Here is a 22,961-nt window from a genome sequence, read left to right as displayed (position 1 = left end):
GGGTGCATTCGGATTGCGCGGAGAGCCGAAGGATAACGCCTCCCTTCAGTGGCGGCCCGCATGCGGTTGACGTACACTGAAAGTTCGACTGAACTTTGTCGAAGGAGTAGCCCTCATGGCCCAGCAACACGACCTGTTCGACGACATCATCGATATATCCAAGGGCCTGAGCGCCCTCAAGAACCCTCTCGGCGGCGTCACCGACGCCCTCATGGGAACGGCCACGGGCGAGGCGCCGCATTGGAACCCCGCCGACTACAAGGAGCGCCCGCGCGCGAACTCCATCCCTTGCCTCGTATGCAACTACGAGAAGAGCTCGTGCACCCGCTGCATGGACGTCTGCCCTGTGGACGCGATCGACATCGAGGAGTACTGCATCGATATCGCCGACACCTGCCGCAAGTGCGGGCTGTGCGTGGCGGCATGCCCCACGGAGGCGTTCAACTCGCCCAAGCTCAAGCCCAAGAAGCTGTATGATGACATCGCGCGCGCCGCGGTGGCCCACACACACGCGTACGTCACCTGCACGCGGGCCCTGCGCCGCCTGCCGCGGGAAAACGAGGTCGTCGTCGCATGCATCGGCGACATCACGCCCGAGACCTGGCTCTCCGTGCTCGTGGACTTTCCCAACGTGAGCGTGTACCTCCCGCTCGGCATCTGCGACAACTGCAAGACGGTGAGCGGCGAGGATGCGCTCGGAGAGGCCATCGCGACGGCGGAGGAGTGGGCCGGATGCGGCATGGACCTCGAGGTCGACCCCAAGCAGCTGAAGTGCGAGAAGCGCCGTGAGTACGAGCGCAAGGAGTTCATGGACAACATCGTGCGCAAGACGGGGCTCGCGGTGAGCAAGCTCACGCCCGCGACCGCCGCGCTCGCCACGGTGACCCAGAGGCTGAAGGATCACACCGACAAGCTCAAGGCGATCGAGAGCACCCTCAGCAACGCCTGCGGGACCACGACGCAGCGCCGCCGCCGCGTGCTCACGCAGAGCCGCGAGCTGCTGCTGTCCACGTTGCGCGACCATCCGGAGCTCGCCGGCAACATCGAGGTCTCCACGCCCGTCTGCGATTTCGAGAAGTGCACTGCGTGCGGCGAATGCGTTCGCCTGTGCCCCACGAACGCGTGCGACCTGCTCGGCTCCGGCCGCTTCGCCCTCGAGCCCGCCTACTGCGTCGGCTGCGGCCTGTGCGCCGAGGCCTGCGAGGACCATGCGCTCACGATGGAAGCCCACAATGCGTCTGACCTGGTGGTTCCCGATCCGGATGCCGAGCAGAAGCGCAAGGATGCCGAGCGCGCCCGCGCCGAGGCGGAGAAGGCCAAGGCGGAAGCCAAGGTGAAGCTGAACAAACTGCTCGACCAGGTGGAGAAGCTGGACGATTAGCGCTGGGGCGCCGATGGGTGCCGCGGTTCGCACGGGTACCGCGGCTCGGCGGCGCATCCCGTTCGATTCCGGCCGCTTCGCGTCGTCTTGGCGCGCGGCGGCCGCGTCTCGCTTTCGGCGGTGCCGGCCGGGGGGATGCATCTATCTGTCCGAACGGGATGGTACGGTATCCGATAAGCGACGGGCCGCTCGGTGCGGCGGGGAGGAGTCGGTATGAACGAGATCATGTGCCCTAAGTGCAAGACGGTGTTCCAGCTCGACGAGAGCGGATACGCCGACATCGTGAAGCAGGTGCGCGACCAGGAGTTCAACGACGAGCTCGCCGAGCGCGTCGAGTTGCTGTCCCGGGAGCGCGAGCAGGCGATCGCGCTCGAGCGCGCCGACGCGGCAGCCGTGCTGCAGGAGCGCATGGCCGCGCGCGACGCCGAGCTCGCCGAGGCGACCGCCTGCCGCGATGCGCAGATCGCCGAGCTCACGGCACGGCTCGAGGCGGCGTCGGGGGAGCGCGCCATGGCGAGCGAGCGCGCCGCGGCGCAGGCCCGCGCGGAGGCGCAGAAGGAGGCGGCGGAGCTGCAGCACCGGCTGGACGAGCTCGCATCGCGGCTCGCCCAGCGCGACGGCGAGGCGCAGCTCGAGCAGGCCCGCGTGCGCGAGGAGGCGCTCGCCCAGGCGGCCGCGGAGCGGGAGCGCCTGCGCGAGCGCGCCGACCGCGAGCTGCGCGAGCTCCAGGAGCGCTTCCAGCAGGAGGCCGCTCGCTCCGCGCAGCTCCAGGCGCAGCTCGACGAGGCGGCCGGTCAGCGCGAGCTGGCGGTCCGCGCGGCGTCCTCACAGGTCCAGCAGGAGATGGCCGAGGAGGTGTCGCGCGCTCGTCAAGAGGCTGCCGACCTGCGGAGCCGCCTAGCGTCTCAGCAGGGAGAGTCCGAGCTCGCACGCGTGCGCGCCGTCGCGGCCGTCGAGCGCGAGCGCGACGACGCCCGGGCGGCGCTCGCGCGCGAGCAGGCGGTGCGCGAGTCGGAGCGGCAGCAGGTCCAGGCCGCGCACGAGCTCGAGCTCGAGCAGGCTCGCAAGGCGAACGCGGAGCTCGTGCGCTACAAGGACGAGGAGATCGAGCGCCTGCGCGACATGAAGGCGCGCCTGTCCACCAAGATGGTGGGCGAGACGCTCGAGCAGCATTGCGAGACGGAGTTCAACCGCCTGCGCATGACGGCGTTCCCGCGCGCGTACTTCGAGAAGGACAACGATGCGTCCGAGGGCACCAAGGGGGACTTCATCTTCCGTGAGTGCGACGAGGACGGCAACGAGATCATCTCCATTATGTTCGAGATGAAAAACGAGAACGACACCACGTCGACCAAGCACAAGAACGAGGACTTCTTCAAGAAGCTCGACCACGACCGCAGCCAGAAGGGATGCGAGTACGCGATCCTCGTCTCCCTCCTGGAGCCCGAGAGCGAGCTGTACAACGCCGGAATCGTGGACGTCTCGTACCGCTATCCGAAGATGTACGTGATTCGGCCGCAGTTCTTCATCCCGATCATCACCCTGCTGCGCAACGCCGCCCTGACCAACCTCGAGGCGAAGCGCGAGCTCGCACTGCAGCGCCAGCAGAATATCGACGTGACGCAGTTCGAGGAGAAGCTCCTGAGCTTCCAAGACGGCTTCGCGCGCAACTACGACCTGGCGAGCCGTAAGTTCCAGACGGCTATCGACGAGATCGACGCCACCATAAAGCACCTGCAGAAGGTCAAGGACAACCTCATCTCCAGCGAGAACAACCTGCGTCTCGCCAACGATAAGGCCCAGGGCCTCACGATCCGCAGGCTCACGCGGGGCAACAAGACCATGAAGGCGGCGTTCGACGAGGCACGCGCCGCACGCGAGGAGCAGGCGGGAGAGTAGCCGCTCGCTTCGGGTGGGGGCGGAAAGATTCCTGAGACCTCGCTTGAGGGGCGGGTTCCGCATCGAGGCGGCCTGCTCCCCAGGTCGATACCGTCGGGTGTCAGGGCCTCCTGGGAAGGCTCCCGTCCCCAAAGCGAGGCGTTTCGCGGCTCAGCTCGACGCGGCCGAGCGCCGGGATGCGACTACGCCGCACGCGAGGAGGACCGCGTAGACGGCGACGAACGGCCAGCGCGTGGGGTCGGAAAGCCCGGCGACGCCGATGGCGACCGAGCTGACGAGCGCGATGGCTGGGGAGATGAGGCCCCTCGCGTCCCTCTCGGTGCGCGCGTGCGAGAGGGCGCGGACGTAGAAGAGACAGAGGACGAAGAGCGTGAGGCTCACGCCGATCTCGGAGATGTCCCCGTTGGGCAGCAAGCCGGCGGCGGTCACGACGGTGTGGGCCGCGAGCCAGAAGACCGAGCATGCAAGCGCTATGCACGCGCTCGCGAGGGGGAACTTCAACGTGGGGTTCACGCGGGCGATGCGCGGCGCGCAGGGCATCTGGCCGTGCAACGCGAGCGAGAACGGCATGCGGAGCGTGGCGAGGACCATGCCGTTCGCGGTGCCGAGCACGGCGACGAGAGCGATGACGTTGGGGATCGTGGCGGCTCCGGGGCCGAACAGCTTGACGAAGACCTCCGATAGGCTTGCGTCGCCGGCACGTATGACCTCCTGGGGCCCGAGGAAGCAGGAGATGCCGACGAAGTAGGCGAGATAGAGCGCCAGGATGACGGCGGGGCCGATCACGAGCGCTCGAGGAAGGTTGCGCTGGGCGTCCTTGAGCTCGGGCGCGATGCTTACCGCCGAGCTCCATCCGTCGAACGCGAAGGCGACGGGTGCGGCGGCCGCGATCCAACCCAGCCCTGCGGAGGGCGCCTGCTCGATGCCCTGGGATAGATAGTCGGCGGGGTGCGCGAACGCGATCCCGACGATGCCGACCGCGAGCAGCGGTGCCGCCTTGGCGAGCGTCGAGAGGTTCTGGAAGTATCCGGAGAGGCGCGGCCACAGCACGTTCCACGCCGTGCAAAGCACGAGGAAGGCGAGGCCGATGCCCGACTGCACGGGAAGCGTCGAGGGGAGGCCGAAGACCATGCAGGCGTACACCCCGACGACCCAGCAGATCACGGCGCAGACCACGGGCATGTACAGAAAGGTGTAGTGCCAGCCGATAAGGGTGCTGCGCACGGGGCCGAGGAACTCCTGGGCATAGGAGATGAGTCCCCCGTGGCCCCTGCTCCGCGACGCGAAGTGCGCGAGCGTGAGGCCGCCGAACACGATGGTCGTGGCGGCAAGGAGGAAGACGACGATTCCGAGCGCGACGTTGCCGCCGGTCGCGACGAGGATGTTGTCGGATTTGAAGAAGATGCCGGAGCCGATGCAGATGCTCACGATGAGGCAGACGGCGGTGGTGAGGGTGTAGCGCTTCTCGATGGCGGTGGTGGAGTCTTGCATGCCTTCCATTTCGGATCGTGCGTCGTGGACCGCGCGAGGTCTTTCTTCCAAAACCCCAGTATACGTGAGTCGGGTGGATGCCGTATCGGATACAATCGAAGAGCGCAATTCAACGCCGTTTCAAGGAGGAGCATCCATGGATCTCAACATGCGTCCTGACGACATGGTCCGCATCACCACCCCTGAGCTCGCTCAGGCCTTCATCGAAGAGCAGGTGGCCGCGTGCCGCGAGCAGATCGGTGACAAGAACGTGTTGCTCGCCCTGTCCGGCGGCGTCGACAGCTCGGTCGTGGCGGCGCTCCTCATCAAGGCCGTCGGCAAGCAGCTCATCTGCGTGCACGTGAACCACGGCCTCATGCGCAAGGGCGAGTCCGAGCAGGTCGTCGACGTCTTCCAGAACCAGCTCGACGCGAACCTCGTGTACGTCGACGCGACCGACCGCTTCCTCTCCCTGCTCGACGGCGTGGCCGAGCCCGAGGCCAAGCGCAAGATCATCGGCGCCGAGTTCATCCGCGTGTTCGAGGAGGAGGCCCGCAAGGTCGGCGACCAGGTGAGCTTCCTGGCCCAGGGCACCATCTACCCCGACATCCTTGAGTCCGACGGCGTGAAGGCGCACCACAACGTGGGCGGCCTGCCCGACGACCTGCAGTTTGAGCTGTGCGAGCCCGTCCGCCTGCTGTATAAGGACGAGGTCCGCGTCGTCGGTCGCGAGCTCGGCCTGCCCGAGAACATGGTCGAGCGCCAGCCCTTCCCGGGTCCCGGCCTGGGCGTGCGCTGCCTCGGCGCCATCACCCGCGATCGCCTCGAGGCGCTTCGCGAGGCCGACGCCATCCTGCGCGAGGAGTTCGCGAACGCAGGCCTCGAGGGCAAGGTGTGGCAGTACTTCGTCTCCGTGCCGGACTTCCGCGTGACCGGCGTGAAAGACGGCAAGCGCCTCTACGAGTGGCCGGCGTTCATCCGCGCCGTCAACACCGTGGACGCCATGACCGCCGAGGTGCCCGAGCTCGACTGGGCGCTCCTCAAGAAGATCGGCGACCGTATCGCCTCCGAGGTGCCCGGCATCTGCCGCGTTCTCTACGACCTTACCCCCAAGCCCTGCGGTACGATCGAGTTCGAGTAGCCTGATCCGCGATAGCCGCATCATGTGAACCGGAGCGCCAGCCCATCGCGGGGCTGGCGCTCTTTTTTGCGCGCAGGCTTGCGCCGATGCTACCGGTGGAGCTTTCCGCCCTCGATCTCCCAGGTCGCGCTCGTGCACGCGGAGAGGAACGCACGGTCGTGGCTCACCAAGAGCAGCGCGCCGCCGAACTGCGCGAGCGCCTGCTCGAGCGCCTCGACCGAGTGCACGTCGAGGTGGTTGGTGGGTTCGTCCATGATGATGAGCGCAGGGGCGCTCAGCAGCCCGTGCGCGATCATGAGCTTGCGGAGCTCGCCGGGGCTGGTGGCCGCTCCCTCCAAGATGCGATCGGGGTCGGAGTTGAGCTGCGCGACGCAGCTGAGCACCCGTCCGCGATCGGTAGGGGAGAGCGAGCGGACGGCCGCAAGGGTTCGGGTGCGTTGCCCGGGACTCGGCTCCTGGGGGATGTCGAGGATCGCGAGGCCGTCCGCGCCCTGCTCGGGCGCTTGCCGGGCGAGGATCTTGCGCACGTGGTCGAGCAGGGTGGTTTTGCCGGCTCCGTTCGGCCCCACGATGCCGATATGCTCGGTGCTGCCCACATAGAGCTCTGGAAGCTTGAGCGCGCCCTCTCCGCAGGGGATGGTGCCCGCGGGTATGTGGAGCACGGCCTTGCGGGGGCTGGCGCGCGCGTCGAGGAACAGGCTGCCGTCGTAGCGTTTGGGTACGAACGTCGCGTCCACCCTTGCCCGGGCCGCCGCCAAGCGCCCGCCCATCTGACGCAGCAGCTTGCCGCGCGCGCCGTCTTGGCCGGTGAAGATCGCGAGGTCGATCTTCGCGCGCCCGCTCTTGTCTTTGGGATCGAGATGGCGCTTGGACCGCCTTGCATCGGCTCGCGCGGCCTCCTGCGCCCGGTTCCGCTGCTCGGATGCGAGGCGGGCATGTTCGCTCTTGGCTCGAAGGCGCTCGGCAGCCGTCTCCGCGCGCTCCCTTTCGGCCTGCGCGTGTGCGGCGGAGTAGCCGCCTGGCCGCGTGACCAGGCGCGTTTGGCCATCGGGGCCGGTGGGCTCGAACGAGATGCACCGCTGGGCGAGCGCGTCGAGCAGCGCGCGGTCATGGCTGACCAGGATGCCGATTCCGCGGAAGCGCCCCAGCACCTCGGCGAGCTCGGCGCGTGACGGGGCATCGAGGTGGTTGGTCGGCTCGTCGACGATGAGCACGTCGGGTCGTTGCCAAAGCGCGCAGGCGATCTGAAGCTTCTTGCGCTCCCCGAAGCTCAGCTCGCTCCAGCGCCAGGCCATCTCGTCGGAAAGGTTGAAACGTTCGCGCAGGCTGCGGGCATCGCGTCCGAAGTCGAGCGCGAACTCCGGCAGGCTTTCCGGTTGCTCGTCGGCTTCCTGGGGGCAGTAGACGCAGAAGAGCCCGCTGCTCACCGCTCCGGCATCCGGTTCGAGCGCGCCGCAGGCGATGCGCGCGAGCGTGGACTTGCCGCAGCCGTTGTCGCCGAGCAATCCGGTCCAGCCTTCTGGGAAGGCGAGCGTCACATCATTCAAAATGGGGTCTTGAGCCGCGGGATGCGTGTAGGACACGCGCGAGAGTGCAAGCTGCATGAAGACATCCCCTTCTTGTCTATCGGAGGTCAACAGGTCAGTTGATGGGATGTCTAGAAGCGCATGGCGGCCTTGTCTCTTCGCGGCGGCGTCCTCGCATGTGGCCCGAATCCGACGGGCGGACGAAGCGAGTGTACCATGAACCGACGGCGTTCGCACCGGACCTCAAAAGGGGCGTCTCCTCAATTGAGGGGGCGGCTGGAGCATCGCCGTGATGTCGGATATCCCAAGGATCGCCGGACGCCCTGGGAACCTGTCGCGTTAAAACTTGACTGGCGTTTCCGATGGGGAATGTCCGATCGCACGTCAGGGCTTTCGAGGATGGCTCGTGAGGTGCCAGCCATTGCAGTAGGGGCAGCGGTAGACGGAGAGGCCGCGACGTCCGTGCTCGGCGCACGCAGCGATGGCGTCGAGGGCGTCTGCGCGGCTTGCGTAGCGCATCTTCGACTCGCATGCTCGCCGGCGCACCGCGGCGTCATGTGCCGCCTCGAGGGCGTCGTTGCGCGCATGCTCGCGCTCGAAGAGGTCGCCCATGGCGCCGGCATCGAATCCCGATTCGAACTCGGCGCGCTGCTTCGCCCGCGCCGACCGCTTGTTGCTCGCCATGCCCAGTCCTTTCACCGTCCGCTCAACGCACAGTATAGCCGCCTCCGAGCGCCGGGAATGCTCTGCGTCGTGTGCGCGCCTCGTGCCGGAGACATGGTATGCGATAGACTCAGAGGCGGCGGCAGATCACGGGGACGAAGGCGAAGGGGACGGAATGGCATCGAAGGTTCGGTTCGCGCGGGTGGGGGACGCCTTGGGCGCCCATATGGACGTCGAGGAGCTTCTGGACGCATTCGCCGAGGGCGAGGGACTCATCGCGAACACGGCGTTCCGCGGGATGGCGCTCGCCTACGAGGCCGCCGAATCCGCAACCTTCGACACCGTGCTGTTCCGAGGCTGCGAGTTCGATGGCGTCGACTTCTCCGGCTGCACCTTCCGGGACGTGCGTTTCGAGGGATGCCGCTTCACCCGCTGCTCCATGGAGCGGGCCTGGTTGAGCCGTTGCGACGTCCTCTCATGCTCCGCGCCCGGACTCAACCTGCTCCAGGCGCGTCTGTCGAGCGTGCTGTTCGAGGAGACGGACCTAAGCTACGCGAACCTCTCGGAGGCCTCGATCGATCGCGTTGCCATCCGCGCCTCGCGTCTGCGGGAGGCGGCGATGCAGGCGGTGAAGGCAAAGCGTCTCGTCTTCTCGGATTCCGACCTGACGCGCCTAGACGTCTTCGGGACCAAGCTCGCGGGAATCGACCTTTCCACGTGTGCCTTCGAGGCACCGGTGCTCTCGGCGGATTACCGCGAGCTGCGCGGTGCCGTCGTGTCTGCCGAGCAGGCGCTCAGCCTGTCGACCTTGCTCGGGTTCGTTATCGCTGAGGAGTAGGGGCGTGACCGGGTTGGCGCGGTCGCGCGCGTACGCGATTCGCCGCCCGAGGGCCTACGCGCGGCCGATTTCGCTGCGGGCGGACAGCTCGATAGCGAGCGTCTCGCCTTCAATGTGCGCCGCGAGCTCCATTCCCATGGCACGGGCAAGCTTGGCGGCGGTGGCGAGGCCGAGTCCGCTTCCCCCGCCGGTCCGTGCCTCGTCTGCGCGGTAGAAGCGGTCGAAGAGCCGCTCGGGGTCGATCGACTCCGGGTCGTCGACGCTGTTCGAGAGACGGAGCAGCGTGCTGTTTCCGTTCGGCCCGCCCAGGCTGATGCGGGGTGCCCTCGCTCCGTGTCTCAGGGCGTTCACCACGAGGTTCTCGACGATGCGCTCGAGAGCCTGTCGGTCGGCCTCGACGATCCTCGCCGCCCCCGACCCCTCGAGGCGGGGCTCCCACGCTCTCGCCTCGAACTCGGGATAGTGCGCCAGCAGGCAGCGTTCCACGATATCGCGCACATCCACGGGCTCGAGGTCGAGTTCGAGGTCGGGGTCGCTCGCCTTGGTATAGGAGAACAGCGCATCGAGCAGCTCGGAGGTGCGGTCGATGCGCTTGACGGCCGCGTCGAGGCGGCGCTGCCGAAGCTTGGGGTCGGACTCGTCGGATGCGAGCTGAAGGTATCCTTTCGCCCCGGTGAGCGGGGTCCTGATGTCATGCGAGAGCGCGGAAAGGTCGCGCTGGAACTCCTGCTGATGGCGCATGGCTCCGATGCGCGCGACCGCGCTGCGGTCGAGCTCGTCGTTGATCGCCGCGGCAAGATCGGAGATGCCGGGTGCCCTGGTGTTCACGGTGACGCGCCCGTCGCCGCCCTTGTCGGTCGAACGGCGCTCGAGGAAGCGCGCGATGCGTCGAAGCTCGGGGGCGTAGGCCGCGACTGCGATGAGCGCTCCGGCGACGACACCGACGATGAGCATGAGTGCGGCGAGCAGGCCGTTCGACATGGATCTTCCCTCCGGGCAGAGCGCCGCCCTCCGGTTGGGAGGGCGGTAAGGCGTACTGGGTATAGGGTAGCGGATTGGCGGGCCGGGCGGCGACGAGCAGACGGATGGACGTCGAGGTTCATATCCGGTGGGTGCAGGTCTTGCCCGCGACCGCATGCGGCCGAAGCTCATGCACGTCGCTCCTCGAGCATGTCGACCTATCCAGGCATCCTTCGGCTATACGTCGCGGGCGCGGCCGATGAGGACGAACGCGCCGCCGCCGATTGCGGTCCACAAGAGACCCGTGAGCGCGCCCCACAGCCAGGTGGGAGCGGAGCCGATGAGCGGCAGCGTCTGCGCCGGGTCGAACATGGAGCCCGCGCCGAGCTTGAACAGCGCGACCACCATGCTCGGCATCCAGCTTGCAATGGCGTTGAGCGCAGGTCCGAGGGGAGCGAGGGCGCCGAGAATGCCGCCGCTCGAATGGGAGATGGCAACGAGAAGGACTGGCGTGACGCCCGCGAGCAGAATGAACGTGAGGACGTAGACTGGCAGCTTCTTGCGGAGGAGCAGCACGGCGGAAAGCGGGATGACCGTGAGGGCCCACACGGCCAACCAGGTGCCGAGCAGCCAAAGCGCGAACTCCGCGGCCCCGTCGAGCGCGGTGAAAGAAAGGCCCAGGGGAAGGGCGAGGAGCAGCTGCATGCAGGCAAGGTGGAACACGGCGCCCGCGACGAGCATCATGGCCGCCCAGATGCCCGAGAATACGACCTTCTCCGTGAAATAGGAGAGGCGTCCAGTGAGCGAGGACACGAGGGATTTGATATAGCCGTCGTTCAGATCGGCAAATATCCACTCGACCATGCCGAAGGCGCTTGCGATCCCTATTAGGGAGATGGAGCCGAACAAGGACGAGCCCAGAAACACAGAGGGCGTGGTGATGGATTCGTTCACGTTGATCGCCTCGAGCTCGCCGAGTCCCTGCGAGATGATGAGGGCGTTGAGCCCGATCTCGAGGATCGCGACGCCGAGCACGACCGAGAGATATTGCCACAAGGCCCGCGGAGCCCGCGGAGGCGCGTGCAGCGATAAAGGTCCGAGCGAAGAAGATTCAGCATGGTCTACCTGCCTTTCCGGGCGGCGAGGAGGATGTAGAGAAGAAGCGCGATGAGCGCGGCGTCGATCAGCAGGTTGATCGCGGGGGTCAGCTGCCCCAGGGTCGGGAACGCAATGCCCACGCGGCCGAGCGGCCCCATCAGCACATGCGATGCGTGAATCGGTCCGATCTGATCGGCGGTCGCGCTGAGGAGCGCGGGGCTAAGCATCGGAGCCGCCCATGAGCTCGACGAAGAATTCCTCGATATCGCGCTCGATGCGCGTGAGCTCGAGGATGAGAAGGCCGGTTTCGCCCAGGATGCGCGAGACCTCCTCGGCCGACGGTGCCCCGGATGCCGTAGCGTCGCCCGCTGCCCCGCCGAAGCACGCCGCCGCGTGCCGTGCGGCCCCGCTCACGAGGATCGCCCCGTCGGGTTCGGCCCGCAACGTCGCTGCGGGAAGATGCTCCTCGAGGATGGCGAGCGAGCGTGCGGGGTCGGCGGTCTTCACGCGGATCGAGCTGCCGCATTCCCGATGCAGGCCGTCCACGGAGAGCTCGCGGATCATGCGCCCGGCGCGGATCACGCCGAAGCGCGTCGCCATGCGGTCGAGCTGATCGAGCACGTGGCTCGAGATGACCATGGTCACGCCGCGCTCGCGGTTGATTCGCATCAGCGCGTTGCGCATCGAGCGCGTGGCCTCGGGGTCCAATCCGTTGAAGGGCTCGTCGAGCAGCAGGAGCTCCGGGTTGCCCACGAGCGCGAGGGCGAGTCCCAGGCGCTGCTTCATGCCGAGGGAAAACTTCTTGACGCGCAAGGACCCCGTGTCGGCAAGGCCCACGAGTTCAAGCAGCTCGCGGCAGTGCGCCTCGGCACGGACGACCCCGATGGCGATCGCCTTGCCCATGAGGTTCTCGAGCGCGGAGAACGTGGGCAGCACCCCGGGATCTTCGATGAGGGCGCCGATGCGGGAGAAGCCCGGCTGCGGGCCATGTGGCGTGCGCTCGTCCGCGTCGTGCGCCTCGCCGAACAGCTCGATCTCGCCGGCGGACGGGCGAACGAGCCCTGCGATCATCTTCATGGCGGTCGATTTGCCGGCGCCGTTCTTGCCCACGAAGCCGTAGATCTCGCCGGCGGGCACCTGCATGTCGAGGGCGTCGACGGCCCGTTTGCCTCCGTAGGTCTTGGTGAGGGAACGCGTCTCGATGACGTTCATGTCTTCCTCCTTGCCTCCCAAGGTATCGGTATGGTTTCAGGATGCGGCATGCGCTTTGAAAAAGCCTGAAGCAAGGTTAAAGAAAGGATAAAGACGGAACCTCTCGTTGATGCCGGAGATGAGCGGCGGGAGCGGTCGAAAACGGCTGCACCCGTCGCCTTATTCTTCCGTGAGCTTGAAACCGATGCCCCAGACCGTCTTGATGTAGCGGTCGGTGCCGGATGCCTTGAGCTTCGTGCGAATGTTGGATACGTGCACGGCGACGGTGTTGTCGTCCTCGCACGAGGGTTCGCCCCAGGCGGCCTCGAACAGGTCGCGTTTGGAGAACGCGCGCTTCGGCTGGCGCATCAGGGTTTCGAGGAGGTTGAACTCGGTGCGCGTGAGGGCAAGCGGACTGCCGTCGACGCGGAAGGTCCGGGAGGAAGGGTCGAGTTTCCAAGAGCGAAACACCAGGGTTCCCGTTGACGCGTCGCGCTCGAGCTCGGATGCGGCGGCCGCCGTGCGCGCCGTTCGATGCCTGAGCTGGACCTCGGTGCGCGCCGTGAGCTCATCGAGGTCGAAGGGCTTCACGAGGTAGTCGTCTGCCCCGAGCCTGAGCAGATCCACGCGGTCGGGCGCCTCTCCTCGCGCGGATATCACCACGATGGGGACCTCGCGGTCACGTTCCCGCACGGTCGCGATCAGCCGTTCGCCGGACAGGCCCGGGAGCATCAGGTCGCAGATGATGAGGTCGAACGGCGCGTTTTCGATGGCCTCGAGCGCGAGCATCGCCTCGGTTCCCGAGAACGCCTGCATGCAGGTGTGGCCGCTGCGTGCGAGGTGGGTGGTGACGATCTCGTTGATGTCCGCGTCGTCCTCTACGACGAGTATGCGACCGTATGCCATAGGTGATCCCTCCTTATCGCCTGTGGGTGATTCTATCGCAAGCGCTGCTGTCGCATCGCGCTCTTGCGAGAGGGACGGGACGGCGCCGCCGCGGCGCCGCAGGATGACGAGCGGTCCCGCGCGGGCGCTTGCGAGGTCAGGCATCACGTGCCCGCGGGCGGGCCGCCATGAAAGACGGCGGGACCCCATAAGGTCCCGCCGTCTGAAGCTCGTCAAAGGCTTTGATTTAGATTTGGCTCATCTGCCCGCCGACCTTGTTGTACCAGTCCTGCCAGGTGGGAGGGCAGTACTTCTGGGCTGCGGCGGGGGTGAGCGTGGCGCCGTACACGCTGCCGAGGAAGGAGACGTGCGCGCGGATAGATTCGTCCCAGCTGCCGAAGCGGCGGCTGGTCATCCAGCCCCATGCGTTGTACGGGCGGAAGGTGTAGGTGCCCTTGGTGCTCTCGATGCAGGCGATGGCGGGCGACCAGCGCGGGTCGACGGACGAGCTCCAGGCGGCGTCGGCGAAGGTGCTGCCATAGCCCGCGAGGGGGGAGCCGGAGAGGTACGCATCGATGCGCGGGGTCCATTCGGCCATGAACTCATCGTAGGTGACGTTCCAGTTTACGGAACCGGAGACCTCGACGCCGATGGACTGGCCGGGCGTGTTGGCGGTGTTTGAGCCGTTGCCGGAATCGGCGCCGGCGCCGGATGCGGCGGAGGTGTCGGCAGCGAGGCGGGCGGTCTCCTCGGCGCGCTCGCGCTCCGCCTTGGCCTGGGCCGCGCTGCGGAGCTCCTGCGCCTCGGCGAGCGCCTCGGCCGCGGCCCGCTCCTCGGCGGTCGCCTTGGCCTTTGCCTGATCGAGCTCGGTGCGCTTCGTCTCGAGCTCGCTTTCGAGGGCCGTGAGGCGCTCGAGCTCGGCATTGCTGGATTCCTGGATCTGGTTCATATAGGCGACCGTGGAGATCGCCTCGTCGAACGAGGTGGTCTGCAGCACGATGCCCATGAGCGTGTTGCTGCTCTTCTGGTACTTGTACAGGTCGCGCATGGCCGCAGAAGCGCGCTGGCGCTGCTCGGGGAGCAGGGCCTCGAGCTCGGCGATGGAGGCGGTGTTCTCATCGATCTTCTGCTGGAGCGCGGCGAGGTTGCCCTGGGCCTCCTCGTATGCCTCGGTGGCCTTCTCGACCTCCTGCTGCGTCTCGGACAGCTCGTATTCGGTGCTGCTGGAGAGGGCGTGGGCCTGAAGGGGGAGAAGGGCCGGGGTCGCGGTGAGTGCGACAGCGAGTGCGGCGCACGTGACGGCGCGCGCGGGCCTGTTCATCAAGAAGGCAATATGAGAGCGAGATGCCTGCATACACGTTCCTAACGGTCTGCTTGGGGCGTCCGGGAGGGGCGCACCTGCCTTACGAGAAGCAGTATACGACACGCTTAGACCTCAACTTGAACCTTAGGCATCTTTAAGGGTCAAGTTGAAGGTTTAGGATGGGTTATGAGCTGCCCATTTGATGAATTGTTGAGAATATCTGGAGTCTCAAGTTCAGCTTGAGGGTTAATCCAAAGGGCCACGGGCATCGATGAGCTGGTAAAACGTTGATGGGCGCGAGGACCGTCTGCCGTTTCCCTGCACTCGCTCGCCGATGTTGCGCCGTATGTCGCGACAGCAGGGTCTACAGCTTGATTTCTGGCATGGCGGGCGGGGACGATGCCGCTGGATGGCCGGGTAAGATGCGAGGGCGCGGGACGATCGATGGCCAGGTGCCCCGTTCCGGTGTCGGGCTGTCGGGTGGCCGATGCACGTCAGGGGCGATAGGGGAAATTGTGGGAAAAGGGCGAGGGCCGTCCCGCCGGGCGACCCTCGTCTCGAATGGCATCCATATGCATGGCGACCATCAGCCCTTGGTGTCGGGTCCGGCGACCGTCTCCTCGCGTGACGCTCCGTTGCGTTCGAGCGGCTGGGAGGCGGAAGGTGCCTTCTTCGCCTTCGGGTGATACGTTACCCCCGCCGGCCGCTTCATGCCGCTCCAATCGCCGCGGATGAGATGGCGCGTGTTGCCGAAGCGGCGGTTCCAACGGTGGTAGATGCTCTCGCCGGTGGTCGAGCGCATACCCATGCAGGGGGCGGCGATGATGACGGGCAGCAGGTACTCGATCGAGCGCCAGATAACGAGGCCGGCGGAGAGGTGCCAGCCGAACATGTCGCGAAAGAGGTACGTGAAGCCTACCTCGGCGCCGCCCGCGCCGCCCGGCAGTGGGATGGCGTTCACGAGCAGCTCGACCATGGATCCCGAGGCGAGGCAGATGAGGAGGTCGGCCTCGAGTCCGAACGCGCGGAGCACGAAATACGGCAAGGCGTACATGCAGCCGAGCTGCAGCAGGGTGAGCAGCTCCACGACGGGAAGCACGTGCCAGTTCGAGGCGGCGCTCCTGAACGCCTGGGAGAAGTTGGAGACCTGCGTCTCGACGACCTCGCTGTAGCGCTCGAAGCGCTCGTCGTTCAGGATATGGAGCGCGCGTCCGATCTTGAGACCGATGCGCCCGAGCTTCTGGATCGGGCCGGGGAGTATGCAGAGCAGCAGCACGCCGCCGACCTGGACGAACTTGTAGGCGAACATGAAGATGCCGATAAACGTCACGTTGAGGCCCAAGATCGTGACGTCGGCGAACGTCTTGAGGAAGTAGTCGCCGCAGAACAGGAGCATGATGGCGGCGAAGACGCCCTCGCCCGCCTCGTAGAGCGTGAAGCGCACGAACTGGAGGGCCGAGGCGTCGGCAAGCGGCAGCCCGGCACGGGTGAGGCGGTATATCTGGGACGGGATGACGCCCGCTCCGCCGGGGGTGAGGCGCATGAAGAAGACGCCGGAGGCCTCGACGCTCATGAGGTCGCGAAAGCCGACCGGGGAGTCATGGTCCACGACGATGATCGCGGTATAGGCGAGCACGCCGAAGACGTAGTAGCACAGGAAGCAGATGGTGCCGAAGAGCAGCCACTGGGGGTCGACGCCGGAAAGCGCGCGGAAGAAGTCGTCGACCTGGCCGCTCAGGATAAGGTAGGCGACATAGACGACTGCGACGAAGCCGAGGAAGATGAAGGTCGTCCGGACCTGCCTCATGGAGGAGCTGTCCGCCTCGCGGTCGTTTGCGGAGGTGCGGTCGCCTACGGTGATGCGGGGCGCCGTGCGCTCGTGGCGCTTCGATGCGGACGAGCCTGAGGATGCCTGGGCGGCATCGGGATGCTTCATGTCGTGTTCGGTGTTGGGTGCCAACCTAGCCTCCGTTGCGGTCATGGCGCTCGGGAAGCGCGCACACCTAGGAAGTTTACCCGTCACTGCGCCGTTCTGCCGGAGAAGGCGAATCGCACAAGAACGGCAGAAGGTCAAAGCATGTCGCGCAGCGGGCGCGACTGTCGTCTAACGAAGGCCGGTACGTGCAAAGACGAGCCGCTCGACGGTGCGCAGCAGGGCGTCGATGGCAAGGGCGAGCGCGACGCAGCAAACGGTTCCGCCGAGGATCTTCGGGACGTTGAGGGTGCGCAGCCCGCTGAAGAGCACGCTCCCGAGCCCTCCGGCGTTGATGGTGGCCGCGACGGTGGCGATGCCCACGCAGGATATTGCCGCCATGCGGAGCCCTGCTATGATGGCGGGCGCCGCGAGGGGGAGTCGGATGCGGAGGAGCGTCTGCGCAGGGGTCATCCCAAGGCCCCGGGAAGCCTCTATGATGGCGGGGTCGATGCCGTTCAGGCCCTCGAGCGCGTTGCGGACGAGGATGAATTGGCAGTACGCGACCATCACGATGACCGCGGTCGTCTCGCCGAGGCCCGTGAGGGGAATGAGGAGGGCGAACAGCGCGATGCTGGGGATGGAGTAGAAGGCGCCGAGGAGCTCGACCGCAGCGTTCGCGGCGCGCCTCGATTGCAGGCAGGCCAATGTGATCGCGGCCGCCACGGCGCTCGCGATAAGGAGCGTCGAGGCGACGAGCGCGGCGTGCTCGACCGTCGCCTCGAGGAAGAGGTCGGCATGGGAGATGAGGTAGGAGATCGTCTCCATCATGTGCGCGCTCCGAACAGCTCGGCGACGAAGGGCGTCGCGGGGCGTTGCAGGAGCTCTTCGGGCGTTCCGTACTGCTGCACCCGGCCCGCATCCATGACGAGGACCTTCGTGGCGAGCCTGAGCGCCTCGGCGACATCGTGCGTCACGAAGATAAAGGTCTTTCCGCTGGAGCGGTGAATGCGGAGCAGCTCGTTCTGAAGGCTTTTGCGGGTGATCGCGTCGACGGCGCCGAACGGCTCGTCGAGAAGCATGATGTCGGGCTCGGCGGCGAGCCCGCGCGCGAGGCCGACGCGCTGCTGCTGTCCACCGGATAGCTGCGCGGGGTAGCGGTCCCGGAACTCGTGCGGGGCGAGGTGCACGAGTTCGAGCAGGTCGTCCACGCGCTTGTCGATGCGCGCGCGGTCCCACTTCAGGATCTTGGGGACACATGCGATGTTGTCGGCCACCGTCATGTGCGGAAAGAGCCCTGACTGCTGGATGACATAGCCGATACCGCGTCGCAGCTCGATGGCGTCCACGTCGCGCACGTCGACCCCGTTTACGCGCACGCTTCCCTCGTCCGCCTCGTGCAGGCGGTTGATGAGCTTGATGAGCGTCGTCTTGCCGCCTCCGGACGTTCCGAGAACGCAGACGAGCTCTCCGGGTTCGATGGCGAGGTCGACGTGGTCCAAAGCGGGCGCGGCGGCTCCTGGAAACCGCTTGGTGACGTCAATGAATTCAACCGCAGGGGTCATGGTGCTCCTCTGTTCGAGAAAGGGGCCGCGACGCCGGCCCCGCATGTCGGGGCTACAGGGTCTCGAAGAAATCGCGGGCGACGTCCTCGTACTCCTCCTTGTCGGTGTCGACGCGGGCGTTCAGCTCGGTGAGCTTCTCGGTGGTGAGGGCGTCGTCCACGCGGGCCAGCGCGTCTTCGATCTCGGGGTGCGCCTCGAGGACCTCGCGGCGCACGACGGGGGCGACGTTGTAGGGCGGCCAGACGTGCTTGTCGTCCTCGAGCAGGGTGAAGGCGTCGTTCGTGAGCTGGGCCTCGGTGGTGTAGGCGGGCGTGACGTCGGCCTGGTCGTTCTCGAGGACCTGGTACTTCAGGCCCTCGTCGTAGACCTCGTGCTCCGCCCAGTCGAAGGGGCCGTAGGTCGCCTCGAGCGCGGGCAGCCCGTCGGACCGCTCGTCGAACTGGCCCTGGCTGGCGAAGCGCAGCTCGCTCGCGTGGGCCTGGAGGTCGGAGATGGTCTTGATGCCGAACTTCTTCGCCGCCTCGGTGCGGATGACGAGGCCCTGGTCGTCCGCCGCCTCGGACTTGGCGAGCCAGACCAGGTCGAACTGCTTGGCGTACTCGTCCTTCACGGTGTCGTACACCTGGTCGGGATTGGTTATGGGCTCCATCTGCAGGACGGAGATGAGGCCGGTGCCTGTGTATTCGGGGTAGAGGTCGATATCGCCCTCTACGAGCGCGGCGTGGATGAGGGAGCCCGAGATCTCGAAGGCGCGCTCGACGGGGATGCCGGCGTCCTCGAGCGCGAGCGCGTACAGCTCGGAGAGGATGACGCCCTCGGTGAAGGACTTGGAGCCCACAGTCACGGCGGCGGCGTTCTTGCCGGAGCAGCCGGGAAGCGCGGTCAGGCCCGTAAACGATAGTGCTGCGGTGCCAATAAGAGAGAGGGCTCCGCGACGCGTGATGGATGCAGCCATATGGTTCCTTTCGGTGGCGAGGTGCAGAGGGGTCTTCGTGGCGTCTCCCGTGCGCAGGGGAGACGCCACGAGGCTAGTGCGCGGGCGCTCCGACGGTCTGCCAGCGGCGCATGCGGGCGTCGATGGCTGCGAGGGCGCGATTCACGACAAGGGACAGGCCGGCGACCGAGAGGCCGCCGATCCACAGCAGGTCGAAGCGCATGGCTCCGATTCCGGTGTAGATGAGGACGCCGAGCCCGCCGGCGCCGATATAGGCGGCGAGGGATGCGGAGGCCACGACCTCGCTCGCGGCGGTGCGGACGCCCGCGAACGCGACGGGGAGCGCCAGCGGTGCCCGCACGGTGCAGAAGAGCTGGAGGGGCGACATCCCCATGGCGCGTCCCGCCTCGAGGGCGCTCGCGGGCACGCCGCGGAACGCGACGGCCGTGTTGATGAGGATGGGCGGGATCGCGAGCACGGTGAGCGCGACGACCGCGGGAAGCGTTCCGACGCCGAGGTACGGTACGCACAGGATGAGGACGGCCAGGCTCGGGACGACGCGGAGCACGCTGGCGACGCCCGTCGCCGCGCGCTCGGTCCAAGCGCGCGAGCTGCAGAGGACTCCGAGGGGGATGGCGAGCGCGGCTGCGGCGAGCAGGGCGATGCCGCTGATGGCCAGATGCTCCATGAGCATCTGGAGCCACGACCCTCCGTGCTCGGTGAAATATGTCGCGACCTGTTCGATCAAAGATGCTCCAATGGTGGCATGGCGACCCTTCATATCAGGTCGCGTGTTGGGTGGTCGCGCTATTCGGCCAGCATGCCGTCGAGCGTGCGCCAGGCCAGCTCGGCGCACTTCACGCGCGCAGGCATATGGGAGATGTCTTTCAGCTGGGCGGCCTCGTCGAGGTCCTCGAAGTCGTCCTCGGAGAGCTCCTCGCCGCGGATCATGGCGAGGAAGAGCGCGGAGAGCCGTTTGGCCTCCTCGACGCTCTCGCCGGTGATGAGCTCTGCCATGATGTCGGCGGACGCCTGGCTGATCGCGCAGCCGTGGCCGGTGAACGCGGCCTCCTCGACGACGCCGTCTTCCACGCGCAGCGAGAGGGTGAGCTCGTCGCCGCAGCTCGGGTTGATGCCGTCGTGCGTATGGGTGGGCGCGGCCATCTCGTACTTGTAGTCGGGGTGGGAGCTGTGCTCCATGAAGGTCGTTGAGGTGTAGAGGTTTCCCATGGGGGTTCCTTTCGTCTGCTGGCCCTCGGCGAACTCTCAAAAAGGGGACAGGCACTTTTCTGAGGCGCCTTCCTGGAGGCATGGTACTCAGAAGGGGGGCAGGCATTAATTTGAGGCATGCGCCGTGGAGCGAAAGCTGCACTTGCAGGGGCGCACGCAGGCTCTCACCCCGAAATCGCCCGCCTCAAATCGGTGCCTGTCCCGAATCTGAGGCGGGCGTCTCCGCCCGGTGCGGCCTATCCGTTGAAGACGTGCCAGACGTGATCGAGGCTTTCGATGAACTGGTCGATGTCGTGCTTGTCGTTGTAGAAGGCAACGCTCAAGCGGCAGCAGGCGAGGTTCTCCACGCCCAGCCAGGTGAGGAGCGGCTGCGCGCAGTGATGGCCCGCCCTGATGCAGACGCCGTCCATGTCCATGATGCTTGCGACGTCGTGCGGATGGATGCCGCGCACGTTGAAGCTGATGGCGCCGTGGTGCTGGTCCCAGTAGATCGAACCGATGATGTCGACGTAGGGGAGCTCCACCATGCGGCTCATCGCGTAGTGGACGAGCGCCGCTTCGCGCTCTCGGACGGTCTCGTAGCCCACGCGGTCCACGAGGTAGTCAAGGGCGGTGCCGGTGGCGTAGATGCCCGCGGCATCCTGCGTGCCCGCCTCGAACTTCTCGGGAACGGGTGCCCAGACGGCGTCCTGCTCGGTTACCGAATCGATCATCTCGCCGCCGGTGTAGACGGGATCGGTCGCGTCGAGGAGCTCGTGGCGCCCCCAAAGCACGCCGACGCCCATGGGGCCGAGGGCCTTATGGGCGGAGAAGGCGAGGAAGTCCGCATCGAGGGCGTTCACATCCAGCGCCATGTGGGGAATGGACTGGGCGGCGTCGACCACCATGTACGCGCCGTTGGCATGCGCCGCCGCGGCCAGCTTGGCGATGGGGTTCTCGACGCCGAGCACGTTGGAGATGTGTCCGCAGGAAACGATCTTGGTCTTGGATCCGATCTTCGCGGCGATCTCCTCGTCGGTGATGCGTCCGGTCTTGGTGGGGTAGAGATAGACGAGCTTCGCCCCCGTCTCGCGGCAGACCTGCTGCCAGGGAATGAGGTTGGAATGATGCTCCATGATGGAGATGACCACCTCGTCGCCGGGTTCGAGCACGTGCGGCGCGAAGCCCTTCGCCACGATATTCAGCGCCTCGCTGGCGTTGCGGCAGAAGACGATCTCATTCGCGCGGGCGCGTCCGCGTTCGTCCACGGCGCCGATGAGCCCTGCGATCTGGGCGCGGACGCGCGCGATGGCCTCGGTCGCCTCGACGGAGAGGGAGTACAGGCCGCGCAGCGGGTTGGCGTTCATGGTCTCGTAAAAGCGCTTCTGGGCTTCGAGCACGCAAGCCGGACGCTGGGCGGTGGCGCCGCTGTCGAGGAAGGCGATCTCGGGGTGCTGGGAGAGCAGGGGGAAATCGCCCTTGAAGGGGTTGATGTCGATGTCGACGCGCGGCCAGCCGCGGCTGATCTCGTCGGATGCGTCGAAGATGAATTCAGATGGAGCCGTGCAGGTGTCGCACGTCACGTTCTCGGTATCGATCATGCGATCTCCTCCTCGAAATGCGGGATGATCTGGTTGCCGAGACGCACGACGTTCGCGCGGACGGCTTCGTCGGGCGCGCGCAGGGCGGCGTCCTCGAGTTTCGCGGACAGGAACAGCGCCTCGGTCTGTTCCTGGGACAGGCCGCGGCAGGCGGCGTAGAAGAGCTGCTCTGGGCGCACGTGGCCGATGGTGGCGCCGTGGTTGCCCGCGACGTCGTCCTCGTCGCACAGGATGTTGGGGATGGTCTTGTTGTCCACGCCCCTGCTCGCGAGCAGCACGGTCTCGCGCTCGTTGCCCTCGGCGCCCTTGGCCCCGTGGACGAGGTCGATGGTGCCGCGCAGGCACTTCTTCGAGATGCCGGTGAGTACGCCGTTGGCGTCCATGTTGGAGACGGTCTTGCGGCCGCGATGTCGGATGACGTAGTTGAAGTCGCGTTGCTGCGCGCCGGAGGCGAGATAGCTCGTATCGACGTCGATGCGGGAGCGGTCTCCGCGCAGGTCGGCGGAAAGACCCGTCGCGGTGAAGGCTCCGCCCAGCACCACATGGCGCACGGTCACGCGCGCGTCCTCTGCCAGCACGAAGCCGGAGTCCTCGACGCAGGTCACGGCGTCGGAGGCGGTGAGGTACACCGTGATGTCCACGCGCGCGCCCCGGTCGGCGAACACGCGCATGGTGGATCCCATGAACGAGGGGGCGTCGGCGGAGCTGTCGAGGGAGAGCGTGACGGAGAAGGTCGACCTCGGCGCCGCGACGATGTCGACGCTGGCGCCCGACGCCTCGCCTGCACGGGTGGTGACGCGGATCGCGGCCTCGGCGTCCTCGTCCTCCTCGGCGGCGAGCACGGCGGTGCCGCCTGCGAGGAAGTTGAGGTAGGCGCGTATATCGGTGCCCACGCCGGTCTCGAAATCGCTCGCGATATCGCAGGCGATCTCGGAACGCACGGCGCGGTGCTCGTAGGCGGACAGCGCGGGGACGTCGAGCTTCTCGGCACCGCGGTCGGCCCCGGTCGCGGCGTCGATCATGGCGCGGCCGTCGGCGGGCGCCTCGGCGCGCGCGGCGTCCATGCGCTCCTGCAGGCTCGCCACGGAGCCTTCGAAGCTCGCGGCGTTGTCGAGCGCATCGCCCGCGTCGATCTCGACCTGGCAGTTGCGCTCCAGGCCGTCGGGGATCTCGATCTTCACGTTGTTCATCTTGAGCCAGCTCCAGGTGGGCGCGGGCATCGCGGATGCGTGCTTGATGGTCATACCTGGCATCTTCATTTTATCGACCTCATCCCATCGGCCACCCACAGCACCCCACCTTGGCGCTCAATCGTCGCCCGCCGCACGCGAGGCGTGCGGGCTCCTCTTTTGCGCCAATCTGGGGCACTGTGAAAGGCCGTAGCA

The 22,961-nt window shown here is 66.8% G+C and carries 21 protein-coding genes; 4 read left to right on the top strand and 17 right to left on the bottom strand.

From position 1 onward, the window contains the following. The first annotated feature begins 115 nt into the window (after window positions 1–115). Both BQ7355_RS08355 and BQ7355_RS08350 read left to right on the top strand, forming a co-directional pair. Window positions 116–1,381, top strand: coding sequence for a 4Fe-4S binding protein (locus BQ7355_RS08355; RefSeq protein ID WP_072415760.1), 1,266 nt, complete (start codon window positions 116–118; stop codon window positions 1,379–1,381). Between the two features lie 213 nt (window positions 1,382–1,594). Next, a complete protein-coding gene (locus BQ7355_RS08350) occupies window positions 1,595–3,280 on the top strand; it encodes a DUF2130 domain-containing protein (RefSeq protein ID WP_072415759.1) in 1,686 nt (561 codons plus the stop codon). A gap of 150 nt (window positions 3,281–3,430) precedes the next feature. Here the strand turns inward: BQ7355_RS08350 and BQ7355_RS08345 are convergent, their stop codons facing one another. After that, the gene (locus BQ7355_RS08345) at window positions 3,431–4,780 is read right to left on the bottom strand and encodes an APC family permease (RefSeq protein WP_240307361.1); all 1,350 of its coding nucleotides are present in this window, start codon (window positions 4,778–4,780) and stop codon (window positions 3,431–3,433) included. 127 nt (window positions 4,781–4,907) lie between these two features. On the opposite strand from BQ7355_RS08345, the gene guaA reads away from it, so the two are divergent. Next, window positions 4,908–5,891, top strand: coding sequence for a glutamine-hydrolyzing GMP synthase (guaA, locus tag BQ7355_RS08340; protein WP_072415758.1), 984 nt, complete (start codon window positions 4,908–4,910; stop codon window positions 5,889–5,891). 89 nt (window positions 5,892–5,980) lie between these two features. Here the strand turns inward: guaA and BQ7355_RS08335 are convergent, their stop codons facing one another. Continuing rightward, window positions 5,981–7,495 (bottom strand): ATP-binding cassette domain-containing protein, encoded by a 1,515-nt coding sequence (locus tag BQ7355_RS08335; protein ID WP_072415757.1) that lies wholly within the window; start codon window positions 7,493–7,495, stop codon window positions 5,981–5,983. A gap of 306 nt (window positions 7,496–7,801) precedes the next feature. Next, window positions 7,802–8,101, bottom strand: a complete 300-nt coding sequence (locus BQ7355_RS08330) for a hypothetical protein (RefSeq protein WP_072415756.1) — start codon at window positions 8,099–8,101, stop codon at window positions 7,802–7,804. A 154-nt stretch (window positions 8,102–8,255) separates the two neighbouring features. On the opposite strand from BQ7355_RS08330, the gene BQ7355_RS08325 reads away from it, so the two are divergent. Next, the gene (locus BQ7355_RS08325; protein WP_072415755.1) at window positions 8,256–8,918 is read left to right on the top strand and encodes a pentapeptide repeat-containing protein; all 663 of its coding nucleotides are present in this window, start codon (window positions 8,256–8,258) and stop codon (window positions 8,916–8,918) included. Between the two features lie 54 nt (window positions 8,919–8,972). Here BQ7355_RS08325 and BQ7355_RS08320 read toward each other — a convergent pair whose 3' ends face one another. The 14 genes from BQ7355_RS08320 to BQ7355_RS08255 all read right to left on the bottom strand — a co-directional run bounded on the left by BQ7355_RS08320 (window position 8,973) and on the right by BQ7355_RS08255 (window position 22,820). Then, window positions 8,973–9,899: a sensor histidine kinase gene (locus BQ7355_RS08320; RefSeq protein ID WP_205407580.1), complete on the bottom strand. Its 927-nt coding sequence runs from the start codon at window positions 9,897–9,899 to the stop codon at window positions 8,973–8,975. A 216-nt stretch (window positions 9,900–10,115) separates the two neighbouring features. Further along, window positions 10,116–10,934 carry a hypothetical protein gene (locus BQ7355_RS08315; RefSeq protein WP_240307360.1) on the bottom strand — a complete coding sequence of 273 codons (819 nt, stop codon included), beginning with the start codon at window positions 10,932–10,934 and terminating at the stop codon, window positions 10,116–10,118. 65 nt (window positions 10,935–10,999) lie between these two features. Then, window positions 11,000–11,203 (bottom strand): hypothetical protein, encoded by a 204-nt coding sequence (locus tag BQ7355_RS08310; RefSeq protein WP_072415753.1) that lies wholly within the window; start codon window positions 11,201–11,203, stop codon window positions 11,000–11,002. After that, the gene (locus tag BQ7355_RS08305; RefSeq protein ID WP_072415752.1) at window positions 11,196–12,188 is read right to left on the bottom strand and encodes an ABC transporter ATP-binding protein; all 993 of its coding nucleotides are present in this window, start codon (window positions 12,186–12,188) and stop codon (window positions 11,196–11,198) included. The genes BQ7355_RS08310 and BQ7355_RS08305 overlap by 8 nt, the downstream gene beginning before the upstream one ends. Window positions 12,189–12,347: 159 nt before the next feature. Beyond that, complete coding sequence (locus tag BQ7355_RS08300; protein WP_072415751.1) at window positions 12,348–13,073, bottom strand: response regulator transcription factor; 726 nt, start codon at window positions 13,071–13,073, stop codon at window positions 12,348–12,350. A 226-nt stretch (window positions 13,074–13,299) separates the two neighbouring features. Further along, a complete protein-coding gene (locus BQ7355_RS08295; protein ID WP_143761796.1) occupies window positions 13,300–14,406 on the bottom strand; it encodes a coiled-coil domain-containing protein in 1,107 nt (368 codons plus the stop codon). Between the two features lie 535 nt (window positions 14,407–14,941). Continuing rightward, a complete protein-coding gene (locus BQ7355_RS08290; protein WP_240307359.1) occupies window positions 14,942–16,315 on the bottom strand; it encodes a lysylphosphatidylglycerol synthase transmembrane domain-containing protein in 1,374 nt (457 codons plus the stop codon). 144 nt (window positions 16,316–16,459) lie between these two features. Continuing rightward, window positions 16,460–17,098 carry an ABC transporter permease gene (locus BQ7355_RS08285; RefSeq protein ID WP_240307358.1) on the bottom strand — a complete coding sequence of 213 codons (639 nt, stop codon included), beginning with the start codon at window positions 17,096–17,098 and terminating at the stop codon, window positions 16,460–16,462. Further along, on the bottom strand, window positions 17,095–17,832 hold the full coding sequence (locus BQ7355_RS08280; RefSeq protein WP_072415749.1) for an ABC transporter ATP-binding protein: 738 nt from the start codon (window positions 17,830–17,832) through the stop codon (window positions 17,095–17,097). The genes BQ7355_RS08285 and BQ7355_RS08280 overlap by 4 nt, the downstream gene beginning before the upstream one ends. 52 nt (window positions 17,833–17,884) lie before the next feature. Beyond that, window positions 17,885–18,787 (bottom strand): glycine betaine ABC transporter substrate-binding protein, encoded by a 903-nt coding sequence (locus BQ7355_RS08275; RefSeq protein WP_072415748.1) that lies wholly within the window; start codon window positions 18,785–18,787, stop codon window positions 17,885–17,887. A gap of 73 nt (window positions 18,788–18,860) precedes the next feature. Beyond that, on the bottom strand, window positions 18,861–19,514 hold the full coding sequence (locus BQ7355_RS08270; protein ID WP_072415747.1) for an ABC transporter permease: 654 nt from the start codon (window positions 19,512–19,514) through the stop codon (window positions 18,861–18,863). 59 nt (window positions 19,515–19,573) lie between these two features. Then, window positions 19,574–19,996, bottom strand: coding sequence for a Fe-S cluster assembly sulfur transfer protein SufU (gene sufU, locus BQ7355_RS08265; RefSeq protein ID WP_072415746.1), 423 nt, complete (start codon window positions 19,994–19,996; stop codon window positions 19,574–19,576). A gap of 236 nt (window positions 19,997–20,232) precedes the next feature. Further along, entirely contained in the window at window positions 20,233–21,576 is a 1,344-nt protein-coding gene (locus BQ7355_RS08260) for an aminotransferase class V-fold PLP-dependent enzyme (RefSeq protein ID WP_083581671.1), read from the bottom strand. Continuing rightward, window positions 21,573–22,820 (bottom strand): SufB/SufD family protein, encoded by a 1,248-nt coding sequence (locus BQ7355_RS08255; RefSeq protein WP_240307357.1) that lies wholly within the window; start codon window positions 22,818–22,820, stop codon window positions 21,573–21,575. Before BQ7355_RS08255 ends, BQ7355_RS08260 begins: the two co-directional genes overlap by 4 nt. Window positions 22,821–22,961: the final 141 nt, after the last annotated feature.

The sequence above is a fragment of the Collinsella phocaeensis genome (genome assembly GCF_900119895.1).
GTDB classification, from domain to species: Bacteria; Actinomycetota; Coriobacteriia; order Coriobacteriales; family Coriobacteriaceae; genus Collinsella; species Collinsella phocaeensis.
Note: the sequence above shows the minus strand (reverse complement) of the source record. Positions and strands in the feature narration are given on the sequence as shown.